This is a genomic window from Pseudomonas sp. B21-015 (assembly GCF_024749285.1).
In the GTDB taxonomy this organism is placed as follows: Bacteria; Pseudomonadota; Gammaproteobacteria; order Pseudomonadales; family Pseudomonadaceae; genus Aquipseudomonas.
Genome location: NZ_CP087196.1, coordinates 1,292,475 through 1,319,315 on the forward strand (window position 1 = coordinate 1,292,475; position 26,841 = coordinate 1,319,315).

A 26,841-nucleotide genomic window follows, 5' to 3' on the forward strand; every position below is an offset into this window, starting at 1 on the left:
CCAGTCATGCGTTATATCAGTACCCGCGGCCAGGCACCGGCCCTGAATTTCGAAGACGTCCTGCTGGCCGGTCTAGCCACCGACGGCGGTCTGTACGTCCCGGAAAACCTGCCACGTTTCACCCAGGAAGAGATCGCTTCCTGGGCCGGCCTGCCGTATCACGAGCTCGCCTTCCGGGTGATGCGCCCGTTCGTCACCGGCAGCATCCCGGATGCCGATTTCAAAAAGATTCTTGAAGAAACGTACGGCGTGTTTTCCCACAACGCCGTGGCACCGCTGCGTCAGCTGAACGGCAACGAATGGGTGCTGGAGCTGTTCCACGGCCCGACCCTGGCGTTCAAGGACTTCGCCCTGCAACTGCTGGGTCGTCTGCTCGACTACGTGCTGGAAAAGCGCGGCGAGCGCGTGGTGATCGTCGGCGCTACTTCCGGCGACACCGGTTCGGCGGCCATCGAAGGCTGCAAGCACTGCGAAAACGTCGACATCTTCATCCTGCACCCGCACAACCGTGTGTCCGAAGTGCAGCGTCGCCAGATGACCACCATCTTCGGCGAGAACATCCACAACATCGCCATCGAAGGCAACTTCGATGACTGCCAGGAAATGGTCAAGGCGAGCTTCGCCGACCAGAGCTTCCTCAAGGGCACACGCCTGGTAGCGGTGAACTCGATCAACTGGGCGCGGATCATGGCCCAGATCGTTTATTACTTCCACGCAGCCCTGCAACTGGGCGGCCCGGCGCGTTCGGTGTCGTTCTCGGTGCCGACCGGCAACTTCGGCGATATCTTCGCCGGGTACCTGGCGCGCAACATGGGCTTGCCGATCAACCAGTTGATCGTCGCCACCAACCGCAACGACATCCTGCACCGCTTCATGAGCGGCAATCAGTACGTCAAGGAAACCCTGCACGCCACGCTGTCGCCGTCGATGGACATCATGGTGTCGTCGAACTTCGAACGCCTGCTGTTCGACCTGCACGGTCGCAACGGCGCGGCGATTGCCGGTTTGATGGACACCTTCAAGCAGGGCGGTGGTTTCAGCGTCGAACAGGAACGCTGGACCGAGGCGCGCAAGCTGTTCGACTCCCTGGCCGTGGATGACGCCCAAACCTGCGAAACCATTGCCGAAGTATTCGAGCAAACCGGCGAGTTGCTGGACCCGCACACCGCCATCGGTGTGAAGGCCGCGCGCGAATGCCGTCGCAGCCTGGATATCCCGATGGTGATCCTGGGCACGGCTCATCCGGTCAAATTCCCGGATGCAGTGGAGAAAGCCGGTGTAGGAAAAGCGCTCGAACTACCTGCACATCTTTCTGATTTGTTTGAGCGAGATGAACGTTGCACGGTATTGCCGAACGACCTGAAAGCCGTGCAGGCCTTTGTCAGTCAGCATGGCAACCGCGGCAAGCCGCTGTAACCGGCAAAAGCTGTCACATTTTGAAGCCCGTCTCCTGACGGGCTTTCTTGTTTCTGCATGCCACACTTGCCGGGTTTCGTAAATGAAGAGCCGCCCATGAAGGACGGGCGAGGCGATCACCAAGGAAGTGGCAATGCTGTTTTTTAGAGGGTTTAAACCAGCTGTGTGCTGGATGTTTTTGGTCGGTGCCATGAGCGCGGCTCAATGGGGGCTGGCGGCGCAATTGGCGGCTTATGAACCCCGGGAGTCAGTCGTCGGCACCGCGATCGGGCTGGATGCTCAGGAGCGACAATGGATTGTCGAGCATCCGACGGTCATCGTCGCGTCGACGCAGTACCCGCTGTATCTGTTCAAGGATGAGCACGGTCACTGGAGCGGCTTGAACAACGATGTGCTCGACCGAATCAGCGCCATGACGGGGCTGCGGTTTGTCCATGAAGAGACGTTTTCCACCGAACAGTTGCTGGAGCGGCTGGAAAGTGGCGCGGCGGACATGAGCACCACGCTGGCAATGAGTGAAGAGCGCAAGGCCTTTCTGGAATTCAGTCATGCGTTCGGTGGTGCGGGCTGGGTGTTCGTTGGGCGAGCGGGAGCGCCCTCGGTGCAATCCATGACGCAGCTGTCGAAACGGGTACTGGTGCTGCCAGCCCGGCACGCACTGGAAGCCACTATTCGTCGCGACTATCCGGCCATCGATCTGCGCTCGGTCAAGACCTACGCCGAAGCCAGGGCGCTGGTCGAAAGTGGCGAAGCCTACGCCACCATCGAGAACGAAACCGGGGCTCAGCTCTATCCGTCCGGGCTGCTCAAGGTGGGCCACACGGTGGACGGTAAATGGGAGGCCGATCATCTGGCGGTACGCAAAGGACAGCCGCAATTGTTGAGCATCCTCAACAAGGCGCTCGAAGCGTTTCCGCCTGCGCAGTTACGCGCCATCCGCCTGAAGTGGCTCGATGGCATTGTTCCTGTACAGACGCCCTCGACCTGGCAGCGAATAACCGAGTGGTGCTGCTGGGGCGTCTTTGCCGCCAGTGTTTTTGTGCTGTTATCCCTGCTGTGGAACCGGCGACTCACGGTGTTGATCCAGCAACGTCGGGACGCCGAAAAAGACCTCAATGACCAGCTCGCCTTCCAGCACGCCTTGATAGACGCCATGCCCGATCCAATGTTCGTGCGTGACCTGGAAGGGCGTTTGATCATGTGCAACAACAGTTACGAGGAGGGTTTGTCGACCCGTTTCGATCAGGTTCAGGGTCGACAACTGATCGAGCTCGATGTCTTGCCCAAAGAGACCGCCGAGCTGCTCCATGCCGAGTTCATGGCTCAGCTCGGTACTCGCAAGACCCGCTTCAGTGAACGTCAGTTGATGTTCAACGACGGCGTCAGGGACATCTACCAATGGACGGTGCCGTTTTACGGTGCGGACGGTCAATTGCGCGGACTGCTGGGCGGATGGATCGATCTGGCCAAGCGTATAAGGCAGACATGAGGGTAATGCCAGTCAGTTAAGGCGCAGAACCTGTGGGAGCGGCGCCTAAGCGTGAAGCGGCTGTTTTTTTGTTGTCATCTTTACCGTGCATGCTTTATCCACCAGAGGCGTCGGTGCGCCTGCCGTTGGAATTCAGAACTTTCTTCTCGGGCCGGTGGTCATTGACTGTGGACACGCCCCGGCACTTTGTTTTCGGACTATTGAGTGGTGATCGAGATGGAAAGTATCAGTCTATTGCTCGGTGAGGCTCTGAGCCCGTATCAGGTCACGTTGACCTCAGCGGGCGCCCAGGGCGAATGCTTGGTGACACTGAAGGGCGCGAGCGGCGCTATTGTGGTCGAACGGCTGTTCAATGAGGCCCAGTTAACCGATAAACGTCTGCTGACGGATGTCGTCGACGGGCTGCACCGCGACGTACTGATCGCTGAAGGACGTCTGGAGCCCTGTGTCATCGCGGCATTGCGCAATGCTGCTCAGGACAAGATCCTGGCCAGCCGAAATTGAATTGTTTTTTGTGGGAACCTTCCTGCGCCAAGGTCAGTCAGACCATGTAACAGCAGGATCAAGCATTGTGCTCCGGTGCTTGTAGCTTGCTGCTACTGGTCTTTAATAGAGGCCACGTTTAACCCCGAGTCGTCTCCCCACTTCTCGGGGTTTCTTTTTGCCTGCGATTTGTCACTGCGTGGCCCGCTTCAGCTTAGATGGCCCCGACTTCTCGCAGCCGTGCGATCTGTGCCGGGTCGTAGCCAAGATCGTGAAGGACCTGCGTATTGTGTTCACCCAACTGCGGCCCGACCCATTCGGAGCTGCCGGGTGTTTCAGAGAGTTTTGGCACTATGCCGGGCATCTTGAAGTCCTTGCCGTCGGGCAGCTTGGCTTGCAGGAACATTTCCCGGGCCAGGTACTGCGGATCGCTGAACATGTCTTCGGCGCTGAAGATCCGGCTGGCGGGCACGTCAGCCTGGTTCAGTTGCGCGATCACCGCGTCCAGTGGCAGTGAGTTGACCCAGCGATCGATCACCCCGTAAATCTCGTCGCGACGGCTATCGCGCCCGTCGTTGCTGGCCAGCACAGGGTCGTTGGCCAGGTCTTCGCGCCCGATGATCAGCATGAACCGCTTGAAGATCGCATCGCCATTGGCGCCGATCTGTACGTGTTTGCCATCGGCGCTGGTGTGAATGGAGGAGGGCGTGATGCCCGGCATGATGTTGCCGGTGCGTTCGCGGATGAAGCCGAACACGTCGAACTCCGGGACCATGCTTTCCATCATGGCGAAGATCGCTTCGTACAACGCCACATCCACCACTTGGCCCAAGCCGCCGTTGACCTCGCGATGACGCAAGGCCATCAGCGCGCCGATCACGCCCCAGAGCGCGGCAATCGAATCGCCGATGGAAATCCCGGTGCGCACCGGCGGTCGGTCCTCGAACCCTGTGATGTAGCGCAGGCCGCCCATGGACTCACCGACCGCCCCGAAGCCTGGCTGATCTTTCATGGGGCCGGTCTGGCCGAAGCCCGAGAGTCGCACCATTACCAGTTTCGGATTCAATGCGTGCAAAACTTCCCAGCCCAGGCCGAGCTTTTCCAGCACCCCGGGGCGAAAATTCTCGATCAGGATGTCCGCTTCGCTGAGCAGCTGTTTCAGAATCGCCAGGCCGTCCGGGTGTTTCAGGTTCAGGGTCAGGGACTTCTTGTTGCGCGCCTGAACGAACCACCACAGCGAGGTGCCTTCGTACAACTTGCGCCATTTTCGCAACGGATCACCGCCGTCCGGAGACTCGATCTTGATCACTTCGGCGCCGAACTCGCCGCAAATACGCGAGGCAAACGGCCCGGCAATCAACGTACCCAGTTCGATGACTTTCAGACCCGAGAGCGGTTTGTTGGAGAACGGCATACTGAATCCTGTAGGACAAAGGCTGAGCGAGAGCAGAGTTTTAACATAGGCCGACGTCCATCGCCCAAAGTTGATCGCCTTCAATTCGTTGATTGCCCGTTGCATCGGTTAGACTTGCCGCCTTTCCTCGTATCAAGAAGCCCGTTCATGGCCCAGCCGTCCACGACCTACAAGTTTGAACTGAACCTCACCGACCTCGACCGCAGCGTCTATGAGAGCGTGAAGCAGACCATCGCCCGTCACCCTTCGGAAACCGAAGAGCGTATGACCGTGCGGCTGCTGGCCTACGCCTTCTGGTACAACGAGCAGTTGTCCTTCGGTCGCGGTCTGTCAGACGTCGATGAACCGGCGCTGTGGGAAAAAAGCCTGGATGATCGTGTCCTGCACTGGATCGAAGTCGGCCAGCCAGACGCCGATCGCCTGACCTGGTGCTCGCGCCGCACCGAGCGCACCAGCCTGCTGGCCTACGGCAGCCTGCGTGTCTGGGAAGGCAAAGTGATCCCGGCGATCAAGACCCTGAAAAACGTCAACATCGCCGCCGTGCCCCAGGAAGTGCTGGAAACCCTGGCCAAGGACATGCCGCGCGTTATCAAGTGGGACGTGATGATCAGCGAAGGAACGATTTTCGTCACCGACGACCGTGGTCAGCACGAAGTCCAGTTGCAATGGCTGGCCGGCGAACGCGGCTGATTATTCGCCGCTTAGCCGCGTCACCCGGTTTTATCCTACGTATTCAAGAGAAGCACCTGTCACCCCATGCGCATCGAACCTCGCCTGTTGCCCGACACCCTGCCATTCCTCGGTGATATTCCACCGCTGTTGACCCGCCTTTACGCGGCGCGGGGCGTGCAGTCCGAGGCTGAACTGGACAAGAGCCTGGCGCGGCTGATTCCGTATCAGCAGCTCAAAGGTATCGATGCAGCGGTGGATTTGCTGGTGACGGCCCTGGAACAGCGTCAGCGGATTCTCATCGTCGGCGACTTCGACGCCGATGGTGCGACGGCCAGTACCGTGGGCATGCTGGGGTTGCGCCTGTTGGGCGCGGCGCATGTCGACTATCTGGTGCCGAACCGGTTTGAGTACGGCTACGGCCTGACCCCGGAAATTGTCGAAGTGGCGTTGACCCGCGAGCCGCAACTGCTGATCACCGTGGACAACGGCATCTCCAGCGTCGAAGGCGTGGCGGCGGCGAAAAAGGCCGGGCTCAAGGTGCTGGTCACCGATCACCACTTGCCCGGCGACGAGCTGCCGTTGGCCGATGCCATCGTCAATCCGAACCAGCCGGGTTGCATGTTCCCGAGCAAAGCCCTGGCCGGTGTCGGGGTGATCTTCTATGTGTTGATGGCCCTGCGCGCGCGCTTGCGCAGCCTGGGTTGGTACGAAAACAAGCAGCAACCGAACATTGGCGAGTTGCTGGACCTGGTGGCGCTGGGCAGTGTCGCCGACGTGGTGCCGCTGGATGCCAACAACCGGATTCTGGTGCATCAGGGCCTGGAGCGGATTCGCGCCGGGCGCGCTCGACCGGGGCTCAAGGCGATCCTTGAAGTGGCCAAGCGTGACCATTCACGTATCACCTCCACTGACCTGGGCTTCATCCTCGGCCCGCGTCTGAATGCGGCAGGAAGGCTGGATGATATGAGCCTGGGCATCGAATGCCTGCTCACCGAAGACGCGGGCGCCGCCCGTGAAATGGCCGCTCAGCTGGACGGCATGAACCAGGACCGTAAGTCCATCGAACAGGGCATGCAGCGCGAGGCGCTGGCCCAGCTCAAGGATTTACCGTTGGAATCGATGCCGTTCGGTTTGTGCCTGTTCGATCCCGAGTGGCACCAGGGCGTCATCGGTATCCTCGCGTCGCGTATGAAAGAGCGCTATTTCCGTCCGACCATTGCCTTTGCCGATGCCGGCGATGGCCTGCTCAAGGGCTCGGGGCGTTCGGTTCAGGGGTTTCACATTCGCGATGCCTTGAGCGTGGTGGCGGCGCAGCATCCAAACCTGATCAGCAAATATGGTGGTCACGCCATGGCGGCCGGCCTGACGTTGCCGGAAGCGAATTTTCCGTTGTTTGCCGAGGCTTTTGACGCAGAAGTGCGTAGGCAATTGCGTGAAGAAGACCTGACCGGGCGCCTGCTGTCGGACGGCACTTTGGCGGTCGAAGAGTTTCACCTGGAACTGGCCCGCGCCCTGCGCCACGCCGGGCCTTGGGGGCAACACTTCCCGGAGCCGCTGTTTCACGGGGTGTTCCAGTTGGTCGAGCAACGGGTGGTTGGCGAGCGGCATCTGAAAGTGGTGCTGAAGAGTGAATGCGGCTCGGTGAAGCTGGATGGAATCGCCTTTGGGATCGACCGGGATATCTGGCCGAATCCGACCATCAAGTGGGTCGAATTGGCCTACAAACTCGACCTCAACGAGTTTCGTGGCAACGAGACGGTGCAGTTGATGATTGCCCACATCGAACCGCGATAACGGCACGATGCTTTTGTGGCGAGGGAGCTTGCTCCCGCTGGGCTGCGAAGCGGCCCTAAAACCCTTAAACGCTTTTTTCCTGTTGTAACACTCCGGATGGTTGACGACTGCTGCGCAGTCGAGCGGGAGCAAGCTCCCTCGCCACAGGTATCGCCCGGACCTCAAATTTGGGTGTTTCATTTCTTGAACCCTCCCTCATCCCCCGATGTCGACTAGGCTCTAAGCACTGCTTGATTATCCTTGTGACGTCTTGTCGAATTTTTTGCCCGCGGGGGCGGGTGCTGCACCTTTTTCCTGTCACTCGTCGACTATTCAAACAGAACCCTGGAGCCTGCCCACTGATTCGAGAGGTGCCCCATGAGTCTGCTGCTTGAACCCTATACCCTTCGTCAATTGACCCTGCTTAACCGCATCGCGGTGTCACCGATGTGCCAGTACTCCAGCGTCGATGGGCTGGCCAATGACTGGCATCTGGTCCACCTCGGCAGCCGCGCTATCGGCGGCGCCGGTCTGGTATTCACCGAAGCCACGGCAGTCACCGCCGACGGGCGCATCACCGCCCAGGACCTCGGCCTCTGGAATGATCAACAGATCGAACCCTTGCAACGTATTACGCGCTTCATCGCCGCCCAAGGTGCTGTCGCCGGCATTCAGTTGGCCCACGCCGGGCGCAAGGCCAGCACGCATCGGCCGTGGCTGGGCAAGCATGGCAGCGTCAAGCCGGAAGACGGCGGCTGGACCCCGGTCGGCCCTTCGCCCATCGCTTTCGACCCCCAGCACACACCACCGAAGCCGCTCGATGAGGGCGAAATAGCCGACATCATTCAGGCCTTCGTCGATTCGGCCAAACGAGCGCTGACCGCCGGTTTCAAAGTGGTCGAAGTGCACGCCGCCCACGGTTACCTGCTGCATCAATTTCTTTCGCCCCTGAGCAATCAGCGGCGCGATCAGTACGGCGGTTCGTTCGAGAATCGCATTCGGCTGGTGCTGCAAGTCACCGAAGCGGTGCGGGCCGTATGGCCTGAAGAGTTACCGGTGTTTGTACGAGTATCGGCCACCGACTGGGTGGAAGACGGCTGGAACCCCGATGAAACCGTGGAGCTGGCGCGACGCCTCAAGGATCTGGGCGTGGACCTGATCGACGTCTCGTCGGGCGGTACGGCGGTAAACGCCGAAATTCCTACAGGCCCCGGTTATCAGACCCGTTTTGCCGAGCGGGTACGCAAGGAGTCAGGCATTGCCACCGGCACCGTAGGAATGATCACCGAGCCGGCCCAGGCCGAGCATATTCTGCGCACCTGTCAGGCCGACATTATCTTCCTTGCCCGGGAGTTGTTGCGCGATCCGTATTGGCCGCTGCATGCCGATGACGATCTGGGTGGGCACAAGGCGATCTGGCCGGCGCAATACCAGCGGGCCACTCATCGTGACCAGCCGATTCATGAATCGGATTTGCGTGATTGAATGCCGCTGTAAAACCAAAAAGCCCCGGTCGAGTTGACCGGGGCTTTTGCATTTTTGTGTCGAGAGGTTTGTCGGCTGTCCTGCCGCCTTCGCGGGCAAGCCCGCTCCCACAAGGATCGGCGGCGTACACAAATTTTGTGAACAACCCCATCACTGTGGGAGCGGGCTTGCCCGCGAAGGGGCCGGTTCAGGCGCCCACTTACTGTCAGGTGTACTTACGTTTCTCCGGTGCCGGCGGGAAGTACTGGTACAACCAGGTTTCACTCAACGTCCGGTCATTGGTGCGAATGAACAACCGCAGCTCCACCGGTGCCACGCTGTCATTGGTCGGGTACCAGTCGAAGGTAATGCGGTAGCCCTTGATGTCATCCAGCACCAACACATTGAAGTCCTTCACTTCGCCGTTCGAGCAGGTCACCACCGGCTCGATCCCCGCACCTTCGGGCAGGCGGTCGAGCCCGCCGCCGGTGAAGTCCACGGCGAAGCGGCGTGCCCAGACTTGCGGGTAATGCTCACCCGGTGCCCAGCCTTCGACGAAGCCGCCCATGCCCGAACGGGTCGCATTGACCCGTGCCAGCGGCGTGCCCACTGGCGGCAGGGCGCTCCAGTAGAGCTTGTAGCCGTAGTTCAGCGAATCACCGGCCGCGACCGGTTTCTTCGGCGTCCAGAACGCGACGATGTTGTCCAGGGTTTCACCGGTTGTAGGAATTTCCAGCAAATCGATAGAGCCTTCGCCCCATGCGGTCGTAGGTTCTACCCACAGGCTCGGGCGCTTGCTGTACCAGTCGACGGTGTCCTGATAACTGGCGAATTCATGGTCGGTCTGCACCAGACCAAAGCCTTTCGGGTCGGTGTCGGCGAAGGCGTTGAATTGCAGGGTGGCCGGGTTGTTCAACGGGCGGCAGATCCACTCGCCGTTGCCGCGCCACATGGCCAGGCGATCGGAGTCGTGGATTTGCGGGTGAATGGTGTCGCACATGCGGCGCTCGTGGGTGCCGCAGCTGAACATGCTGGTCATCGGTGCGATACCCAGTTGCTCGATGGCGGTGCGGGCATTGACGTGGGCGTCGACTTCCATCACCACGCGCTCGGCCTGGCAATCGATGTCAAAACGGTAGGCGCCGGTGGCGCTCGGCGAATCGAGCAGGGCGTACACCACGAAACGGGTGCTGTCCTTGTCCGGTGTTTCGAACCAGAACTTGGTGAAGTCCGGAAACTCTTCACGCTTCTTGGCGTAGGTGTCGATCGCCAGGCCGCGGGCCGACAAACCGTACTGGCCGGTGGCGTCTACCGCACGGAAATAGCTGGCGCCGAGGAACGACAACACGTCGTGCTGATCCAGCTCCGGGGCCTTGAACAGCTTGAACCCGGAGAACCCCAGGTCGCCTTTGAGCTGTTGGGTGTCGACGGTGGTTTTTTCATAGTTGAACAGCGACGGGCGGAAATGCACCTCGCGCGCCAGTCGAGTCTTGGGATCGACGCTGTACATGCGCACCGGCTGCTTGAAACCCATGCCAACGTGGAAAAACTGCACGTCCAGCTGACCTTTCAGATCCTTCCACAGCGAGTGATTGCCGTCATAGCGGATCGCATTGAAGTTCTGTGGCGTCATGGTCGCCAGCGTCGGCGGCAGCACCTGTTTGGTGTCCTGGTACGACTTGCCGGCGAGCTGTTTGGCTTGGCTCTTCAGTGCTTCGAAGTCGAACGCCTGAGCATCGCCATCGGCAGCGCCGCTACCAGCCCAGGCGTTCGCAGCCAACAGACCGGTGGCCGAAAGACCGGTGTAAGCCGCGATGGCCATGGAGGCTTTGAGCAAATTCCTGCGGTGCATAAGTACAACCTGTCGTGAACAATCCCGCGCCGTTCCTGGCGCGTGCTGGATCAGAAATAACGGTTCGGACATGCCTTGGCCAAACGCAACGGACTTTAGAAAGATGCCAAATAGCTTAAACCGTTCAGTTGCAGAGCAAAAATGATTGATAGCACCGCGACAGCGCAGCAATGAAACAAGACATGTCAGGTAACGTTTCTCGCAGTGCTTTCTGATTTATAGGGCATATCTGCTTTTTTCGACTAATTACTCTAAAAACTGCTTTTCAGCACCGATTTAATTTCTATTCTATGGGCATGACCGGTTTCGGCCCTTCAGGCCGGTGGATTCAGCGGGCACAAGGCGGCCGCTGAAAGTGATAGGGCGATGCGGTTTTGAAGTTTTCTCTGACGTATAGAAGGACATCGTCCATGTCAAAAGTACAAGGCATCACTGAAATGTTAGGACTCTTTCCCTGCCTGGCCACCGGGCGGCGAAGGCGTCGGCTCAGTTCGGAGGAGTTGAAGTTGGTGGAGCGGTATCGCGAGCTGTCGGAGAGCGACCGGATTGCGATGCGCTATCTGGTGGATGCGATGAGGAGTGTTTCGCGGTTTTGAGGATGTTGGAAAACCAAAGGGACGGACTGCAAAGTCCGTCCCTTTGTGCATCAGCTCATCGGCTACCAATCGTGAAGGGGCGCTGTGCTTGCATCAGATCAGGCATGTCGCGCCATTTGATCCAGGCCTGATGCTGCCAATGCAGCAGCGGCACAGAAATCCCAGCCCACTGCAACGAACTCAGGCTCGGGATGTTTTCCACCGATGCCGCGTTCGAATCACGCAACATTGGCATGACCTCGTTGCTCAGCCACTGGCGCAGGTTTCGGTTTTCCGGGACGAAATGATGAACGAGCAGGGCATACATCCCTGATTCGCTGACCATCAGTGATTCGACCGTTTTGCCGTTCTTCAGCAGCCAGACATATTGGCGCTGATCAGGGTCGAGCTTCAGGGTGAGTCGTTGGTCCAGCGGTCGTCCCATTAAGCGACCAAGGTCCTGGACGCAGAACCAGGCCTGGTTGTCCCGCATAAAAGCGTGGAGGAAACGGTTGTGGCGGGTGAAGACAGTAGGGGTGAAATGAGGATGGATTTCAGACGGATTTTGCGTGTGCTTAAGCATTTGTCGACTCCATGTTGAAAAGGAGCCGCCACTAATCCTTCGACAGATTTGGGTGGCGGACCGAGTGGCGTTCGAAGTCGGAACATTCTCGATCAACATGTAAGCCGAGAGGCCCGCGCCACACGGCCCACCATAAAGCGAAGCTGAAAGGCAAAAAATGCCCCAGTTCATATGGGGGCGCGGATGCGCCATGTTGATAGTGTTCCGGCTTCGACCCCGGGTCACTGATTTGGCAGCGACGAGGTGAAGCCTATCGTTCAGGCGCTCGCAGTGCCAAGTCTACTCTGGCGCTGCGTGCTGTAGGAGTTGGCTTCTTTAACGGAAGGTTCGATCCGTAGGAAATGCCTGTTTTTGCAAGAGGGTCAATGTCATGCGACGGTCGACTGGCACCGAGGTAGGAGAGGCAACCTACCAGCTCAAATACCTGAAGGATTGGAGTCAGGTGGGGCCTCTTGCTCAAGCTGTAGCGACGAATGTTTTTCCTAAGCTAACTCAAGTAGGATTCGTAGTTCCTATGCCAGCCTCGAATGTACGTGCGCGACAACCAGTTACTGAGGTTGCCGTGGAGTTAGGAAGAATAATAGGAAAGCCTGTATTCTCGGATTTGCTCCGAAAGGCCGCTACAGGAAAATCGCTTAAAGATTTACATTCTAAAGCCGAAAAGATTGCTGCTATTGGGGGTAGCTTCAGTGTTAATGATGAAGTTACCAATGTAGGCTGTTGGAATGTGCTGGTCGTCGATGATTTGTTTGACAGTGGTGCATCAATGGATGCAGCCTGTGCTGTTTTACGTAAATATCCAAAAGTTGGAAAGATTTACGTCGCGGCATTAACTTGGAAGTGAGCTAAATGACAACTGTATTTATTGCTGGCTCTATTAATATCAAACACCTTGATCCTAAGGTTAAAGAGCGTATCGATAATATTGTTGCTTCGGAGTTTGATGTCGTGGTTGGTGATGCTGGCGGCGCCGATACCTCTATCCAAGAGTATCTGTTGAGCCTATCTCGATCTAGAACTACTATTTATTGTAGTGGCGTGACCCCGCGAAACAATCTTGGAGAATGGCCGGCTAGAACAGTAGAAACCAAACACTCCAAAGGGTCGCGAGCATTTTTCACGGCGAAAGATATTGTAATGGCTGAAGCCGCTGATTACGGCTTGATGATTTGGGATGCAAAAAGCACCGGAACTTTAAGTAACGTAATTGAACTGCTGTCTCGAAGGAAGAAGTCGCTCGTTTTTGTTAACAAAGAAAAGGCCTTTAAGGTGGTTGGGAATGTGAGTCAACTTGAGGAGCTTGTTGCGTTTATGACGGATCACGCTAAACAAAAAGCAAATGAAAAAATTAAGCTTTTCGATCGCATATCTTTGCTGAAGCATGATCAGGCAGAACTTTTTATTTGATGTTTTTCTCTTCAGTCAATAGTCGATACTGTCGTTAATTCTCTTTCTCTAGGAGTGTGAGAGCGAGGAATGTTTCAGTCTTGGCACCGCTGCCAGGCACAGGCCGAACAGGGTATAACCCACTAAGACCGGCATCGCGAACAAGCTCGCTCCCACAGGTTGAGCTCAGTGCCTGTAGGAGCAAGCCTTGCCCGTGAAGCTTTTAATGCTTGAACATCACATGCCTTACAACCGTGTAGTCCTCCAATCCATACATCGACATGTCTTTCCCATAACCAGACAGTTTCTGACCCCCGTGCGGCATTTCGCTGACCAGCATGAAGTGGGTGTTCACCCAGGTGCAGCCATACTGCAAACGTGCAGACAGGCGATGGGCGCGGCCGACGTCCGCGGTCCAGACTGACGATGCCAGGCCGTAGTCTGAATCGTTGGCCCAGGCCAGTGCTTGCGCTTCATCGGTAAACTTGGTGACCGACACCACCGGCCCGAATACTTCGCGGCGCACGATCTCGTCGTCCTGTTGCGCATCGGCCAGCACCGTCGGCTCGAAGAAGAAACCATTGCCTTCCACCGCTTTGCCGCCAGTGATCAAACGAATGTGCGGTTGCGCCATGGCACGTTCGACCAAGGCGGTCACGCGGTCACGATGTTGCGCGCTGATCAATGGGCCCAGTTCCGTCGATGGGTCATCCTGCAAGCCGTACTTGAGGCTGCTGACGGCGGCGCCAAGCTTCTCGACGAACTGGTCGTAGATGCCTGCCTGAGCGTAGATGCGGCAGGCGGCGGTGCAGTCCTGGCCGGCGTTGTAGAAACCGAAGGTGCGAATGCCTTCCACGGCGGCGTCGATGTCGGCATCGTCGAAGATGATCACCGGCGCCTTGCCGCCCAATTCCATGTGCATGCGTTTAACGCTGCCGGCGGTGCTGGAAATGATGTTCGAGCCGGTGGCGATGGAGCCGGTCAGCGACACCATACGCACTTTCGGGTGCGTGACCAGTGGCGTGCCGACTGTAGGGCCACGACCGAACACCAGGTTAAGCACGCCAGCCGGGAGGATTTCCGACGCCAGTTCTGCCAGGCGCAGTGCGGTCAGCGGGGTTTGTTCCGATGGCTTGAGCACCACGGTATTACCCGCGGCCAGGGCCGGGGCGATTTTCCAGGCGACCATCATCAACGGGTAGTTCCACGGCGCAATGGAGGCAATCACGCCCACCGGGTCGCGGCGGATCATCGAGGTGTGGCCGGGCAAGTATTCGCCCCCCAGCGCGCCGCTCATGCAACGGCTGGCCCCGGCGAAGAATCGGAACACGTCGGCAATCGCGGGAATCTCGTCATTCAGCGCGGCGCTGTAGGGTTTGCCGCAGTTGTTCGACTCCAGTTTGGCCAGCTCTTCGCCATGGGCTTCGATGATGTCGGCGAGTTTGAGCAGCAACAACGAGCGTTCTTTCGGCGTGGTTTGCGACCAGGCTTCGAAGGCAGTGTCGGCGGCCCGCACGGCGGCGTCGACCTGGGCTTCGCTGGCTTCGTTGATTTCCACCAGTACACGACCGAGTGCCGGGTTGAACACGGCTTGGGCGGGGCCGTCGCCGGCAACGAGTTGGCCATTGATCAAGAGTTTGGTTTGCATGGCTTTGTCCTCATCGAAGCTGTTTTTGTTTTCCTGCTGAAACCGGCCCCCTGTGGGAGCGGGCTTGCCCGCGATGACTGACTGACATTCAACAGAAATGTCGACTGTAAGACCGCTATCGCGAGCAAGCCCGCTCCCACAGGATCCGGTTTCCACATTGGGAATGAGCTGTCAGTTATTTCCCGCCACTGCCCGCAACGCTTTCCCCGCCGCGGGTCAGGTAATAGGCGCCGAGAATCGGCAGCATGGTCACCATCATCACCAGCATCGCGACGACGTTGGTCACCGGCACGTCCCGTGGGCGGCTGAGCTGATTGAGCAGCCACAACGGCAAAGTGCGTTCATGGCCGGCGGTGAAGGTGGTGACGATGATTTCGTCGAACGACAGGGCGAACGCCAGCATGCCGCCGGCCAGCAACGCCGAGCCGAGGTTCGGCAGCACGATGTAGCGGAAGGTCTGCCAGCCGTCGGCGCCGAGGTCCATCGACGCCTCGATCAAACTGTAGGAAGTGCGGCGCAACCGGGCGATGACGTTGTTGTAGACGATCACCACACAGAAGGTCGCGTGACCGATCACGATGGTGAATACCCCAGGTTCGATCCCCAGGGTCTTGAAGGTTGCCAGCAGTGCGATCCCGGTGATGATTCCGGGCAGGGCAATCGGCAGGATCAGCATCAGCGAGATGCCTTGTTTGCCGAAGAAGTCCCGTCGGTACAACGCCGCCGAGGCGAGGGTGCCGAGGATCAGCGCAATCAGCGTCGCAATGGACGCGATCTGCAATGACAGCTTGATGGCTTCCAGCACATCAGGCCGGGAGAACGCCACGCCGATCCACTTCAGGGTGAAGCCCTTGGGCGGAAAGCTGAACGCCGCGTCTTCGGTGTTGAAGGCGTAGAGGAGGATGATCAGGATCGGGAAGTGCAAGAACACCAACCCGCCCCAGGCGGCGATGCGCAGGCCCAGGGATGCCCGGTCTTGAGAGGAAGAGTCAGAGCGCATCGAAGGCCCCCAGACGTTTGACGATGGACAGGTAAATGGCGATCAGCACGATCGGCACCAGGGTGAAGGCCGCTGCCATCGGCATGTTGCCGATCGCCCCTTGTTGGGCATAGACCATGCTGCCGACGAAATAGCCCGGCGGACCCACCAGTTGCGGCACGATGAAGTCGCCCAGGGTCAGTGAAAAGGTGAAGATCGAACCGGCGGCGATGCCTGGAATCGACAGCGGCAGAATCACTTGCATGAAGGTCTGACGGGGCTTGGCGCCGAGGTCCGCCGAGGCTTGCAACAACGACGGCGGCAGGCGTTCCAGTGAGGCCTGGATCGGCAGGATCATGAACGGCAGCCAGATGTAGACGAACACCATGAACCGCCCCAGGTGCGAGGTCGACAAGGTGCTGCCACCCAGCCCCGGGATCCCGAGCACCCATTGCAACACCGGCTCCAGCCCCAGGTGCTGAACGAACCACTGTGCCACGCCGCCCTTGGCCAGCAGCAAGGTCCAGGCGTAGGCCTTGACGATATAACTGGCCCACATCGGCATCATCACCGCAATGTAGAAAAACGCCTTGATGTTGCCGCTGGTGTAACGCGCCATGTAGTAGGCGATCGGGAACGCCACCACGGCACTGGCGAGTGACACGACGATGGCCATGCTCAGGGTACGCAGGATGATGTCGAAGTTCGACGGCTGGAACAGCGCAGCGAAGTTCGCCAGGGTCAGGTCGGGGGTGACCGCCATGGTGAAGTCATCGAAGGTGTAGAAGCCTTGCCACAACAACGTCAGCAGCGAGCCGAGGTAGATCGCACCAAACCACAGCAACGGCGGCACCAGCAGCAGCGACAGATACAGGTTCGGCCGCCGGTACAGCAGGTTGGAAAACCTGCGCAACGGCGAGCCGCTTGCCGGTGTTCGAGGGATCACGCTGTCCATCTCACACCCCGCCCACAACATTGTCGTGCAGCGGAGTCATCGCCTCGCGCGCCCAGCGAGCGCTGATGCGTTGCCCGGTCTGATGTTGCGCGCTGACGTCCAGCCACTGGACGTTGGCCTGGCAGATGTTCAGGGTCTGGCCGTTTTCCAGCTTCAATTCATAGCGGGTGGCGCTGCCTTGGTACTGGATGTCGTGCAGCAGGCCGCTGACTTCGATTTCGTGGCTGGCCAGCGGGCCTTCGGCGAAACGCACGTGTTCCGGGCGAATCGAAAACGGCTGTGGATTGCCACTCAACTGCCGCGCCAGATCGCCGCGAATCACATTGGACGTGCCGACGAACTCGGCGACGAAGGTGGTCGCCGGCTTCATATAGAGGTTGCGCGGCGTGTCGACCTGTTCGATGCGGCCCTTGTTGAACACGGCCACGCGGTCGGACATCGACAGCGCTTCGGTCTGGTCGTGGGTGACGAAGATAAAGGTGATGCCGAGTTGGCGTTGCAGTTTCTTCAGCTCGCCTTGCATTTGCTCGCGCAACTTCAGGTCGAGGGCGCCCAAGGGCTCGTCGAGCAACAACACGCGAGGGCGATTGACCAATGCGCGGGCCAGGGCCACACGCTGGCGCTGACCGCCGGAAAGTTGAACCGGTTTGCGCTCGCCGTAGCCACTGAGGGCGACCATCTCGAGGGCTTCTTCGGCACGTTTATGGCGTTCGGTCTTGCCGACGCCTTTGACTTTCAAACCGTAGGCGACGTTGTCTAGAACGTTCATGTGCGGGAACAGGGCGTAATCCTGGAACACGGTGTTCACGTCCCGCAGATACGGCGGCACCCCGGCAGCTTCGGTGCCATGAATACGGATGGAGCCGGCGCTCGGTTGTTCGAAACCGGCAATCAGGCGCAGGCAGGTGGTTTTGCCCGAGCCGGAAGGGCCCAACATGGAAAAGAACTCGCCGTCCTGGATATCGATGGAAACCCGGTCAACGGCCTTCACCTCGCCGAACTGACGGGAAACGTTGGTGAACTGGACTGCAAGCGTCATGGGTGCGGTGCTCCAGAAAACTGAAATCTTTAAAAGCTTCGCGAGCAAGCCCGCTCCCACAGGGGAATGCGATCAAATGTGGGAGCGGGCTTGCTCGCGAAGAGGGCTTAACGGCCGCCCATGATCGCGATGTAATCCTGGGTCCAGCGGCTATAAGGCACAAACTTGCCACCTTCAGCCTGTGGGGTTTTCCAGAAAGCGATCTTGTCGAACTGGTCGAAACCATTGGTCTTGCAACCTTCGGCACCCAGCAGTTCGCTTGCCTTACACGCCGCCGGGACCGCCGGCAGCGAACCGAACCAGGCGGACACATCGCCCTGGACCTTCGGCGTGAGCGACCAGTCCATCCACTTGTAAGCGCAGTTCGGGTGTTTGGCTTCGGCATGCAACATGGTGGTGTCGGCCCACCCGGTTGCGCCTTCTTTGGGGATGGTCGAGGCGATCGGCTGTTTCTCGTTCATCAGGCCGTTGACCTGATACGGCCAGGAGCTGGAAGCCACCACGCCTTCGTTCTTGAAATCGCTCATCTGCACGGTGGTGTCGTGCCAGTAGCGGTGGATCAGCTTTTGTTGACTGCGCAGCAGATCGAGCACGGCCTTGTACTGTTTTTCGTCGAGCAGGTAAGGGTCCTTGATGCCCAGTTCCGGCTTGACGGTTTTCAGGTACAGCGCCGCGTCCGCGATGTAGATCGGGCCGTCATACGCCTGCACGCGGCCCTTGTTGGATTTGCCGTCGGGCAGCTTCTGCTCTTCGAGTATCACGCCCCAGCTGGTCGGCGGCTGTTTGAACACGTTGGTGTTGTACATGAGCACATTCGGGCCCCATTGGTACGGGGTGCCGTAGGTCTGCTTGTCGACCACGTACCACGGTGCATCCTTCAGGCGCGGATCGAGATTCTTCCAGTTGGGGATCAGTGCGGTGTTGATCGGCTGGACACGCTTGCCGGCGATCAGGCGCAAGGAGGCATCGCCAGACGCGGTCACCAGGTCGTAACCGCCCTTGGCCATCAGGCTGACCATTTCATCGGATGTGCCGGCGGTCTTGACGTTGACCTTGCAACCGGTTTCCTTCTCGAAAGCGCTGACCCAGTCGTAGGCCTTGTCGGTTTCGCCCCGTTCGATATAGCCGGGCCAGGCGACGATATCCAGCTGACCTTCGCCGGCACCGACGGCTTTCAGCGGTTCGGCGGCCTGCAGGCTGGCGCTGGCCAGCAATGCTGTGGTGATTGCACTGAGCAGTGCGGTCTTGTGCACGAACATGGGGTTTCCCTCTTCTTTAATTAGGATCGGGACAGCGTTGAACGGGGTGATGCGCCGTGAGTGGCTTGTTATTAGCTTAGTGCGCTTTGTGAGAGGCTGACTGAGGCCGGGCTGTCTTGTGGATTTATCCAGCCTAGTGCGCGGTCTCACGGTCGACAAATCTCTAAGGCTGGATTTGATGAAATAGATTGAGAGGGTGCGTTCCCGCCCGTTTGCCTAAAAGTGAGCAACATCTGGAAGCGCTCTCATCGAGAGGCGCCCAGAACAAAGCATCCGGCGACCTCGGCAGCCCGCTCCCACAGTAGATCTGCAGTGAACACACAGTCTGTGCATCACAGCTCCCACAGGCCCTCGGCTATACTCCCCCGAAATTTGATCCGCACCGAGGACTGACTGTGAAGAACTGGACGTTGCGCCAACGCATTTTGGTGAGCTTTGCGGTGATTATCGCGATCATGCTGTTGATGGTCGTGGTGTCTTTTTCTCGGCTGATCAAGATCGACGCCAACACAGAAAAGGTCCAAACCGACGCGGTTCCGGGCGTTTATTACAGCTCCATGATCCGCGGTGGCTGGGTCGACAGTTACGTCGTGACCCAGCAGCTCGTCGGCCTCTCCCAGCATCGGGAAATGACCGCCGAGGACCAGGCGAAGTACGCAGGTTTCGAACAGCATCTGCGTGAGGAAATTCAGAATTATCAGAAGCTCATCACCGATCCTGCCGACCAGGCTTCTTTCGACGAGTTCGAGGCTAATCATCAAACCTTCAACCAGGTATTGGCGAAAGTCCTGGGCCTCTATCAACGCAAAGACTACGAAGGGGCGCGGGTGTTGCTCGATCAAGAGCTGACGCCGGCGTGGCTCGACGGCCGCAAGCATTTGAACAACATCATCGAACAAAATCGTGAGCAGGCTGAGCAAGCGGCTCAGACCATCAGCGATGCGGTGACCGCCGCCAAGATCAGCATGGGCCTGTCGTTGCTGGTCGCGATGTTTGTCGCCGGGTTGTGCGGCTGGCTGTTGATGCGCGCGATCATGGCGCCAATGAGCCGGATCGTGAGCGTTCTGGAAGTCATGCGCAGCGGCGACTTGAGCGGGCGATTGGATCTGGCGCGCAAAGACGAGTTCGGCGCGGTGCAAACCGGTTTCAACGACATGATGACCGAACTCACCTCGCTGGTGTCCCAGGCCCAACGCTCCTCGGTGCAGGTCACCACGTCGGTCACGGAAATCGCCGCGACCTCCAAGCAGCAACAGGCCACCGCGACCGAAACCGCGGCCACCACCACCGAAATCGGTGCGACCTCCCGTGAAATTGCCGCCACCTCGCGGGACCTGGTGCGGACCATGACCGAAGTCTCCACCGCCGCCGATCAGGCGTCGGTGCTGGCCGGCTCCGGCCAACAGGGCCTGGCGCGCATGGAAGACACCATGCACTCGGTGATGGGCGCAGCGGATCTGGTCAACGCCAAACTGGCGATCCTCAACGAGAAGGCCGGCAACATCAATCAGGTAGTGGTGACCATCGTCAAAGTCGCCGACCAGACCAACCTGTTGTCCCTGAACGCGGCGATCGAAGCCGAGAAGGCCGGCGAATATGGTCGCGGGTTTGCCGTGGTCGCCACCGAAGTGCGGCGTCTGGCGGACCAGACCGCGGTGGCCACCTATGACATCGAGCAGATGGTGCGTGAGATCCAGTCGGCGGTGTCGGCCGGGGTCATGGGCATGGACAAGTTCTCCGAGGAAGTGCGCCGTGGCATGTCCGAGGTGCAGCAGGTCGGTGAGCAGCTGTCGCAGATCATTCATCAGGTGCAGGCGCTCGCACCAAGGGTGTTGATGGTCAACGAAGGCATGCAGGCCCAGGCCACCGGTGCCGAGCAGATCAACCACGCGCTGGTGCAGTTGGGCGATGCCAGCAGCCAGACCGTCGAGTCTCTGCGTCAGGCCAGTTTCGCCATCGATGAACTGAGCCAGGTGGCCGTGGGGCTGCGTGGCGGCGTCTCGCGATTCAAAGTCTGATGAGCGAGCTCGCGGTCAAACGCGGCGCGGCGATGCCGGCGAAGCAGTCGTTGTTTTTGGTGTTCCACATCGGCGACGAGCGTTACGCCTTGCAGGCCATCGAGGTGGCCGAAGTGTTGCCACAGCTGCCGTTGAAACCCATTCCCCGGGCGCCGGACTGGGTGGCGGGGGTGTTCGCCTATCGCGGCGCGGTGGTGCCGGTGATCGACCTCAGCGCCCTGACGTTCGGCCAAGCGGCCCAGGTCCGCACCAGCACGCGGCTGGTGCTGGTGCACTATCGGCCGGATGAGGCGACGCCTGCGCAGTTGCTCGGGCTGATTCTGGAACAGGCCACCGACACGTTGCGTTGCAACCCGGCGGACTTTCAGCCTTATGGCCTGGACAATCGCCAGGCGCCGTACCTGGGCCCGGTGCGTGAAGATGCCCAGGGTTTGCTGCAATGGGTACGGGTTGCCGATTTGCTGGACGAACAGGTTCGAGCCTTATTGTTTCCCTCGCCGCCGCTGGATCTGGCGCAGTTTGAGGAGCAGGGATGAGCAGCGATCAAAGGTTTTTTGATTTCCTCAAAGAGCGTATTGGCCTCGATGTGGGCTCGGTCGGCCCGGCGATCATCGAACGCGCGGTGCGCCAGCGCTGCACGGCGGCTCGGGCGCTGACGGCCGATGAGTACTGGCACACCTTGCTGGGCTCGTGGGACGAACAACAGGCGCTGATCGAAGCGGTGATCGTTCCCGAGACCTGGTTTTTCCGTTACCCGGAATCCTTCGCCACGCTGGCGAAGCTGGCGGCCAAGCGGCTGACGGCGATCAATAACATGCGCGCCTTGCGGATACTCAGCCTGCCGTGCTCCACCGGCGAAGAGCCGTACTCGATCGCCATGGCATTGCTCGATGCCGGCCTGGCACCGCACCAGTTCAAGGTTGACGGCATGGATGTCAGCCCGCTGTCGGTGGAAAAGGCCAGGCTCGCGCTGTACGGCAAGAATTCGTTTCGGGGCCAGGACATCGAGTTTCGCGAGCGCCATTTCACGGCTGAAAACGACAACTATCGCCTCAGCGGGCGCGTGCTTGAACAGGTGCGTTTGCAGGTCGGCAATCTGCTCGATCCGACGTTGCTGGCCAATGAGCCGCCCTATGACTTCGTGTTCTGTCGCAATTTGCTGATCTATTTCGATCAGCCGACCCAGCAGCAGGTATTCGAAGTGCTCAAACGCCTGACCCACGTCGATGGCGTGCTGTTTATCGGCCCGGCGGAGGGCAGTCTGCTGGGCCGTTTCGGCATGCGCTCGATCGGTATCCCGCAGTCGTTTGCCTTCAGTCGTCAAAGTACGCCCGAACCACTTGCGACCTTCGAGCCGATGCCGCTGCCGGTGCAACAACCGGTGCGCAGCGTGACACCGCCGCCGGTGCGCAGTCGGCCTTTCGCGACGGTCGTACCGATGCCTCAAGCTCCCAATGCCAGCCCTTCGAAAGCTATCCCTTCGGACTCTGCCACGCTGCTGGCGAACATCGCCGCGCTGGCCAACGAAGGCAAAAGCGCCGAGGCCCGTGCCGCGTGCGAAAGCTATTTACGCAGTCACGAGCCGGTGGCCCAGGTGTTCTATTGGCTGGGGCTGCTCAGCGATGTTGCGGGCAGCGCCCTGGAGGCCCAGGGGTTTTATCGCAAGGCGTTGTACCTCGAGCCGCAACACCCCGATGCGTTGATGCACCTGGCCACCTTGCTGCAGTCCCAGGGCGACACGGCCGGTGCCAGACGATTGCAGGCCCGCGCTGCCCGCAGCGAGCGCGCCGCTGACAGTGAGCGTAAACGATGAACGTCTCCGACATTTTGAGCGTCACCCATGAAGATGCCCAAGCCATCGACGACTGCTGGAACCGCATCGGTATCCATGGCGACAGGACCTGCCCGCTGCTGAGCGAGCACATTCATTGCCGTAACTGCGCAGTGTATTCAGCTGCCGCCACACGCTTGCTCGACCGCTACGCCTTGCAGCAGGACGACCGTGGGCAAGTCTCGACGGTGGTCGAGAACGATGTGAAAACCCGCTCGCTGCTGATGTTTCGTCTCGGCGAAGAATGGTTGGGCCTGGCCACCCGCAGCCTGGTCGAAGTGGCGCCGCTGCAGGCGATTCACTCCTTGCCGCATCAGCGCTCCCGGGCGTTGCTCGGCGTGGCGAATGTGCGCGGTTCCTTGGTGGCGTGCCTGTCGCTGGTGGAGCTGCTGGGGCTCGACGGCACCAGTGGTGTGGTGTCCGGCGCGCGGGTGATGCCACGGATGCTGATCATCGCCGCCCATGGCGGGCCGGTGGTGGTGCCGGTGGACGAAGTGGACGGGATTCATGCCATCGACGAGCGCATTCTCGATGCCGCGTCTCAGTCCGGTACTCAGTCCAGCGCCAAATACACCCGTGGCGTCTTGCAATTCAAAGGTCGCAGCCTGCGTTGGCTGGATGAAGAACAGCTGCTGTCCGCCGTGACCCGGAGCCTCACATGACCCCCGAGCAAATGCGTGACGCCTCTTTGCTGGAACTGTTCAGCCTGGAAGCCGAGGCCCAGACCCTGGTGCTGAGCGCAGGTCTTTTGGCGCTTGAACGCGATCCGACCCAGGCCGATTATCTTGAATCGTGCATGCGCGCGGCCCATTCGCTCAAGGGCGCGGCGCGGATTGTCGGCGTCGATGCCGGGGTCAGCGTTGCCCATGTGATGGAAGATTACCTGGTCAGCGCCCAGGAAGGACGCCTGTACCTGCGGCCCGAACACATTGATGCGCTGTTACAAGGCACCGATCTGCTGACGCGGATTGCGACGCCGGGCAACGCTCCAGCGCCTGCGGATATCGAAGCTTACGTCGTCTTGATGGGACGGCTGCTTGAACACATGGCGGCTGTCCCCATCGCGCCGCCGATGGCAGAACCTCAGCTCGAACCGCCGACACCCAGGGTCGAGCCGCCCGTTCCTGCCGCCCAAGCACCCGTCGAAGCACCCCCGGCAGCGCCCGCCGAGCCTGCGCCCCAGACTAGACGCACCACTGACAGTGGCGAACGCGTATTGCGCGTCACCGCCGAGCGCTTGAACAGCCTGCTCGACCTGTCGAGTAAGTCCCTGGTGGAAACCCAGCGGCTCAAGCCGCACCTGGCCACCATGCAGCGCCTTAAACGCATGCAGAGCAATGGCCTGCGGGCGCTGGAAAGCCTCAACGTCCATCTCAAGGACCATGCCTTGAGCCTCGAAGCTCAGGAAGCCTTGGGCGATGCCCGTCGATTGCTGGCTGAATCCCAGCAATTGCTGGTGGAAAAAAACGCTGAGCTGGACGAGTTCGCCTGGCACGCCAGCCAGCGCGCACAGGTGTTGTATGACACCGCGCTGGCCTGTCGCATGCGGCCGTTCGCCGACGTGCTGAGCGGGCAAGTGCGCATGGTCCGCGATCTCGGCCGCAACCTTGGCAAACAGGTGCGGCTGGAGATCGAGGGCGAAAAGACTCAAGTCGACCGCGACGTACTGGAAAAACTCGAAGCGCCGCTGACGCACCTGCTGCGCAATGCGGTGGATCATGGCATCGAAACCCCGGAACAACGGCTCTTGGCGGGCAAGCCGGAAGAGGGCCTGATCCGTTTGCGAGTGTCGCATCAGGCCGGTCTGCTGGTGCTGGAACTGAGCGATGACGGCAATGGCGTCGACCTGGAAAAGGTCCGCCGCACTATTGTCGAGCGGCAGTTATCCCCAGCCGAGACGGCCGCCCAACTGAGCGAAGAAGAACTGCTGACGTTCCTGTTTCTGCCGGGGTTCAGCCTGCGCGATGCGGTCACCGAAGTGTCCGGGCGCGGCGTCGGGCTCGATGCGGTTCAGCACATGGTCCGTCAGTTGCGCGGCGCCGTGGTGCTGGCGCAAACGGCGGGGGCGGGCAGTCGCTTTCATCTGGAAGTGCCGCTGACGCTGTCGGTGGTGCGCAGTCTGGTGGTGGAAGTCGGTGACGAGGCGTATGCCTTCCCGCTGGCGCATATCGAGCGCATGTGCGACCTGGAGCCGGAAGACATCGTGCAGGTCGAAGGCCGGCAGCACTTCTGGTACGAAGGCCGGCATGTCGGGTTGGTCGCCGCCAGTCAGCTGTTGCAGCGCCCGGCGAGCCAGAACAGCGCGCAGACCCTAAAAGTGGTGGTCATCCGCGAGCGCGAGGCGATCTATGGGGTGGCGGTCGAGCGGTTTATTGGCGAGCGAACGCTGGTGGTGCTGCCGCTGGACGAGCGCCTGGGCAAGGTGCAGGACATTTCCGCCGGGGCCTTGCTCGACGATGGCTCGGTGGTGCTGATCGTCGACGTCGAAGACATGCTGCGCTCGGTGGACAAACTGCTCAATACCGGGCGTCTGGAGCGCATTGCCCGGCACCCCGATCAGGCCGTCGAAGCGGCGCGTAAACGGATTCTGGTGGTAGACGATTCGCTGACCGTTCGTGAGTTGCAGCGTAAATTGCTGCTCAATCGCGGCTACGACGTCGCTGTGGCGGTGGACGGTATGGATGGCTGGAATGCCTTGCGTTCGGAGGATTTCGATCTGCTGATCACCGACATCGACATGCCGCGCATGGACGGCATCGAGCTGGTGTCTTTATTGCGCCGTGACAATCGCCTGCAATCGCTGCCGGTAATGGTGGTGTCCTACAAGGACCGCGAAGAAGACCGTCGCCGTGGACTGGACGCCGGCGCCGACTATTATCTAGCCAAGGCCAGTTTTCATGATGACGCGTTGCTGGATGCCGTGGTTGAGCTCATTGGAGGGGCGCGGGCATGAAAATCGCTATCGTCAATGACATGCCCATGGCGGTAGAGGCCTTGCGCCGCGCGCTGGCGTTCGAGCCGGCGCACGAGGTGGTCTGGGTCGCCGGCAACGGCGCCGAGGCAGTGCAACGTTGCGCCGAATACACCCCGGATCTGATCCTGATGGATTTGATCATGCCATTGATGGACGGCGTGGAAGCGACCCGGCGGATCATGGCCGAAACCCCGTGCGCGATTGTCATTGTCACCGTCGACCGCCAGCAAAACGTGCACCGGGTGTTCGAAGCCATGGGCTATGGCGCGCTGGATGTGGTGGATACCCCGGCGATCGGGGCCGGCAATGCTCAGGAAGCCGCCGCACCGCTGCTGCGCAAGATCATCAACATTGGCTGGCTGATCGGTGACCACAGCAATCGGGTGCGATCGGCACCGAGCCCGCACCGCAACTCGGCCTCGCGCCAGCGCCTGGTGGCCATCGGTTCATCCGCCGGCGGACCGGCGGCGCTGGAAGTGCTGCTCAAGGGCCTGCCCCGAGATTTTCCGGCGGCCATTGTGCTGGTCCAGCATGTGGATCAGGTGTTCGCCGCCGGTATGGCCGAATGGCTTGCCAGCGCCAGCGGCCTGGACGTGCGCCTGGCCCAGGAAGGCGAGCCGCCGCAAAGCGGCACGGTCCTGCTGGCCGGTACCAATCACCATATTCGCCTGCTGAAAAACGGCACGTTGGCCTACACCGCCGAACCGGTCAACGAAATCTATCGGCCTTCGATCGATGTGTTTTTCGAGAGTGTGGCCAGTTACTGGAGCGGTGACGCCGTGGGCGTTCTGCTGACCGGTATGGGGCGCGACGGCGCCCAGGGGCTTAAACTCATGCGCCAACAGGGCTACCTGACCATTGCTCAGGACCAGCAAAGCAGTGCGGTGTACGGCATGCCGAAGGCGGCCGCGGCCATCGACGCGGCCGTGGAAGTTCGCCCACTGGACAAGATAGCGCCACGATTGCTGGAGATTTTCCAAAAATGACTATCATTAGCAGCAATCGTGGCCCAGGCAGTACTCAGGTGACCG

At 59.9% G+C, this 26,841-nt stretch carries 23 protein-coding genes; 15 read left to right on the forward strand and 8 right to left on the reverse strand.

Going from position 1 to position 26,841, the window contains the following annotated elements; genetic code table 11:
• Positions 1–6: 6 nt before the first annotated feature.
• From thrC to LOY38_RS06005, 3 genes are all read left to right on the forward strand, one after another.
• Positions 7–1,416 carry a threonine synthase gene (gene thrC / locus LOY38_RS05995; protein ID WP_007897604.1) on the forward strand — a complete coding sequence of 470 codons (1,410 nt, stop codon included), beginning with the start codon at positions 7–9 and terminating at the stop codon, positions 1,414–1,416.
• A gap of 133 nt (positions 1,417–1,549) precedes the next feature.
• On the forward strand, positions 1,550–2,905 hold the full coding sequence (locus LOY38_RS06000) for a transporter substrate-binding domain-containing protein (RefSeq protein ID WP_258699220.1): 1,356 nt from the start codon (positions 1,550–1,552) through the stop codon (positions 2,903–2,905).
• A gap of 216 nt (positions 2,906–3,121) precedes the next feature.
• Complete coding sequence (locus LOY38_RS06005; protein ID WP_258699221.1) at positions 3,122–3,409, forward strand: DUF3509 domain-containing protein; 288 nt, start codon at positions 3,122–3,124, stop codon at positions 3,407–3,409.
• A 193-nt stretch (positions 3,410–3,602) separates the two neighbouring features.
• On the opposite strand, the gene LOY38_RS06010 is transcribed toward LOY38_RS06005, so the two are convergent.
• The gene (locus tag LOY38_RS06010) at positions 3,603–4,802 is read right to left on the reverse strand and encodes a CaiB/BaiF CoA-transferase family protein (protein WP_258699222.1); all 1,200 of its coding nucleotides are present in this window, start codon (positions 4,800–4,802) and stop codon (positions 3,603–3,605) included.
• Between the two features lie 147 nt (positions 4,803–4,949).
• Between LOY38_RS06010 and LOY38_RS06015 the strand changes: the two genes are divergently transcribed.
• The 3 genes from LOY38_RS06015 (at position 4,950) to LOY38_RS06025 (ending at position 8,732) form a co-directional block, all read left to right on the forward strand.
• A complete protein-coding gene (locus tag LOY38_RS06015; RefSeq protein WP_095054212.1) occupies positions 4,950–5,492 on the forward strand; it encodes a YaeQ family protein in 543 nt (180 codons plus the stop codon).
• A 66-nt stretch (positions 5,493–5,558) separates the two neighbouring features.
• Positions 5,559–7,268 carry a single-stranded-DNA-specific exonuclease RecJ gene (gene recJ / locus LOY38_RS06020; protein WP_258699223.1) on the forward strand — a complete coding sequence of 570 codons (1,710 nt, stop codon included), beginning with the start codon at positions 5,559–5,561 and terminating at the stop codon, positions 7,266–7,268.
• Positions 7,269–7,625: 357 nt separating this feature from the next.
• On the forward strand, positions 7,626–8,732 hold the full coding sequence (locus tag LOY38_RS06025; RefSeq protein WP_258699224.1) for an NADH:flavin oxidoreductase/NADH oxidase: 1,107 nt from the start codon (positions 7,626–7,628) through the stop codon (positions 8,730–8,732).
• Between the two features lie 205 nt (positions 8,733–8,937).
• Here the strand turns inward: LOY38_RS06025 and LOY38_RS06030 are convergent, their stop codons facing one another.
• Positions 8,938–10,563, reverse strand: coding sequence for a glucan biosynthesis protein D (locus LOY38_RS06030; protein ID WP_258699225.1), 1,626 nt, complete (start codon positions 10,561–10,563; stop codon positions 8,938–8,940).
• 410 nt (positions 10,564–10,973) lie between these two features.
• Between LOY38_RS06030 and LOY38_RS06035 the strand changes: the two genes are divergently transcribed.
• Positions 10,974–11,159 (forward strand): hypothetical protein, encoded by a 186-nt coding sequence (locus LOY38_RS06035; RefSeq protein ID WP_007940616.1) that lies wholly within the window; start codon positions 10,974–10,976, stop codon positions 11,157–11,159.
• A gap of 55 nt (positions 11,160–11,214) precedes the next feature.
• Here the strand turns inward: LOY38_RS06035 and LOY38_RS06040 are convergent, their stop codons facing one another.
• Entirely contained in the window at positions 11,215–11,721 is a 507-nt protein-coding gene (locus LOY38_RS06040; RefSeq protein WP_258699226.1) for a Bro-N domain-containing protein, read from the reverse strand.
• A 370-nt stretch (positions 11,722–12,091) separates the two neighbouring features.
• Between LOY38_RS06040 and LOY38_RS06045 the strand changes: the two genes are divergently transcribed.
• On the forward strand, positions 12,092–12,565 hold the full coding sequence (locus tag LOY38_RS06045) for a ComF family protein (RefSeq protein ID WP_258699227.1): 474 nt from the start codon (positions 12,092–12,094) through the stop codon (positions 12,563–12,565).
• 5 nt (positions 12,566–12,570) lie between these two features.
• Complete coding sequence (locus tag LOY38_RS06050) at positions 12,571–13,128, forward strand: hypothetical protein (RefSeq protein WP_258699228.1); 558 nt, start codon at positions 12,571–12,573, stop codon at positions 13,126–13,128.
• Positions 13,129–13,330: 202 nt separating this feature from the next.
• On the opposite strand, the gene LOY38_RS06055 is transcribed toward LOY38_RS06050, so the two are convergent.
• The 5 genes from LOY38_RS06055 to ydcS form a co-directional block, all read right to left on the reverse strand.
• Positions 13,331–14,755, reverse strand: coding sequence for a gamma-aminobutyraldehyde dehydrogenase (locus LOY38_RS06055; RefSeq protein WP_258699229.1), 1,425 nt, complete (start codon positions 14,753–14,755; stop codon positions 13,331–13,333).
• Positions 14,756–14,930: 175 nt separating this feature from the next.
• Positions 14,931–15,755 carry an ABC transporter permease gene (locus LOY38_RS06060; protein ID WP_258699230.1) on the reverse strand — a complete coding sequence of 275 codons (825 nt, stop codon included), beginning with the start codon at positions 15,753–15,755 and terminating at the stop codon, positions 14,931–14,933.
• Positions 15,745–16,689: an ABC transporter permease gene (locus LOY38_RS06065; RefSeq protein ID WP_258699231.1), complete on the reverse strand. Its 945-nt coding sequence runs from the start codon at positions 16,687–16,689 to the stop codon at positions 15,745–15,747. The genes LOY38_RS06060 and LOY38_RS06065 overlap by 11 nt, the downstream gene beginning before the upstream one ends.
• A gap of 1 nt (position 16,690) precedes the next feature.
• Positions 16,691–17,728, reverse strand: a complete 1,038-nt coding sequence (locus tag LOY38_RS06070) for an ABC transporter ATP-binding protein (protein WP_258699232.1) — start codon at positions 17,726–17,728, stop codon at positions 16,691–16,693.
• Between the two features lie 107 nt (positions 17,729–17,835).
• Entirely contained in the window at positions 17,836–18,987 is a 1,152-nt protein-coding gene (gene ydcS / locus LOY38_RS06075; RefSeq protein WP_258699233.1) for a putative ABC transporter substrate-binding protein YdcS, read from the reverse strand.
• Positions 18,988–19,442: 455 nt separating this feature from the next.
• Here ydcS and LOY38_RS06080 point away from each other — a divergent pair, with 455 nt between their 5' ends.
• From LOY38_RS06080 to LOY38_RS06105, 6 genes are read left to right on the forward strand one after another with little or no spacing between them, the layout of a single operon-like run.
• Positions 19,443–21,005 carry a methyl-accepting chemotaxis protein gene (locus LOY38_RS06080; protein ID WP_408980617.1) on the forward strand — a complete coding sequence of 521 codons (1,563 nt, stop codon included), beginning with the start codon at positions 19,443–19,445 and terminating at the stop codon, positions 21,003–21,005.
• Positions 21,005–21,541, forward strand: a complete 537-nt coding sequence (locus LOY38_RS06085) for a chemotaxis protein CheW (RefSeq protein ID WP_258699235.1) — start codon at positions 21,005–21,007, stop codon at positions 21,539–21,541. Before LOY38_RS06080 ends, LOY38_RS06085 begins: the two co-directional genes overlap by 1 nt.
• Positions 21,538–22,818, forward strand: a complete 1,281-nt coding sequence (locus LOY38_RS06090; RefSeq protein ID WP_258699236.1) for a protein-glutamate O-methyltransferase CheR — start codon at positions 21,538–21,540, stop codon at positions 22,816–22,818. The genes LOY38_RS06085 and LOY38_RS06090 overlap by 4 nt, the downstream gene beginning before the upstream one ends.
• Complete coding sequence (locus tag LOY38_RS06095) at positions 22,815–23,498, forward strand: chemotaxis protein CheW (protein WP_258699237.1); 684 nt, start codon at positions 22,815–22,817, stop codon at positions 23,496–23,498. The genes LOY38_RS06090 and LOY38_RS06095 overlap by 4 nt, the downstream gene beginning before the upstream one ends.
• Positions 23,495–25,789, forward strand: coding sequence for a hybrid sensor histidine kinase/response regulator (locus LOY38_RS06100; protein ID WP_258699238.1), 2,295 nt, complete (start codon positions 23,495–23,497; stop codon positions 25,787–25,789). Before LOY38_RS06095 ends, LOY38_RS06100 begins: the two co-directional genes overlap by 4 nt.
• The gene (locus LOY38_RS06105) at positions 25,786–26,796 is read left to right on the forward strand and encodes a chemotaxis response regulator protein-glutamate methylesterase (protein WP_258699239.1); all 1,011 of its coding nucleotides are present in this window, start codon (positions 25,786–25,788) and stop codon (positions 26,794–26,796) included. The genes LOY38_RS06100 and LOY38_RS06105 overlap by 4 nt, the downstream gene beginning before the upstream one ends.
• Positions 26,797–26,841 lie beyond the last annotated feature (45 nt).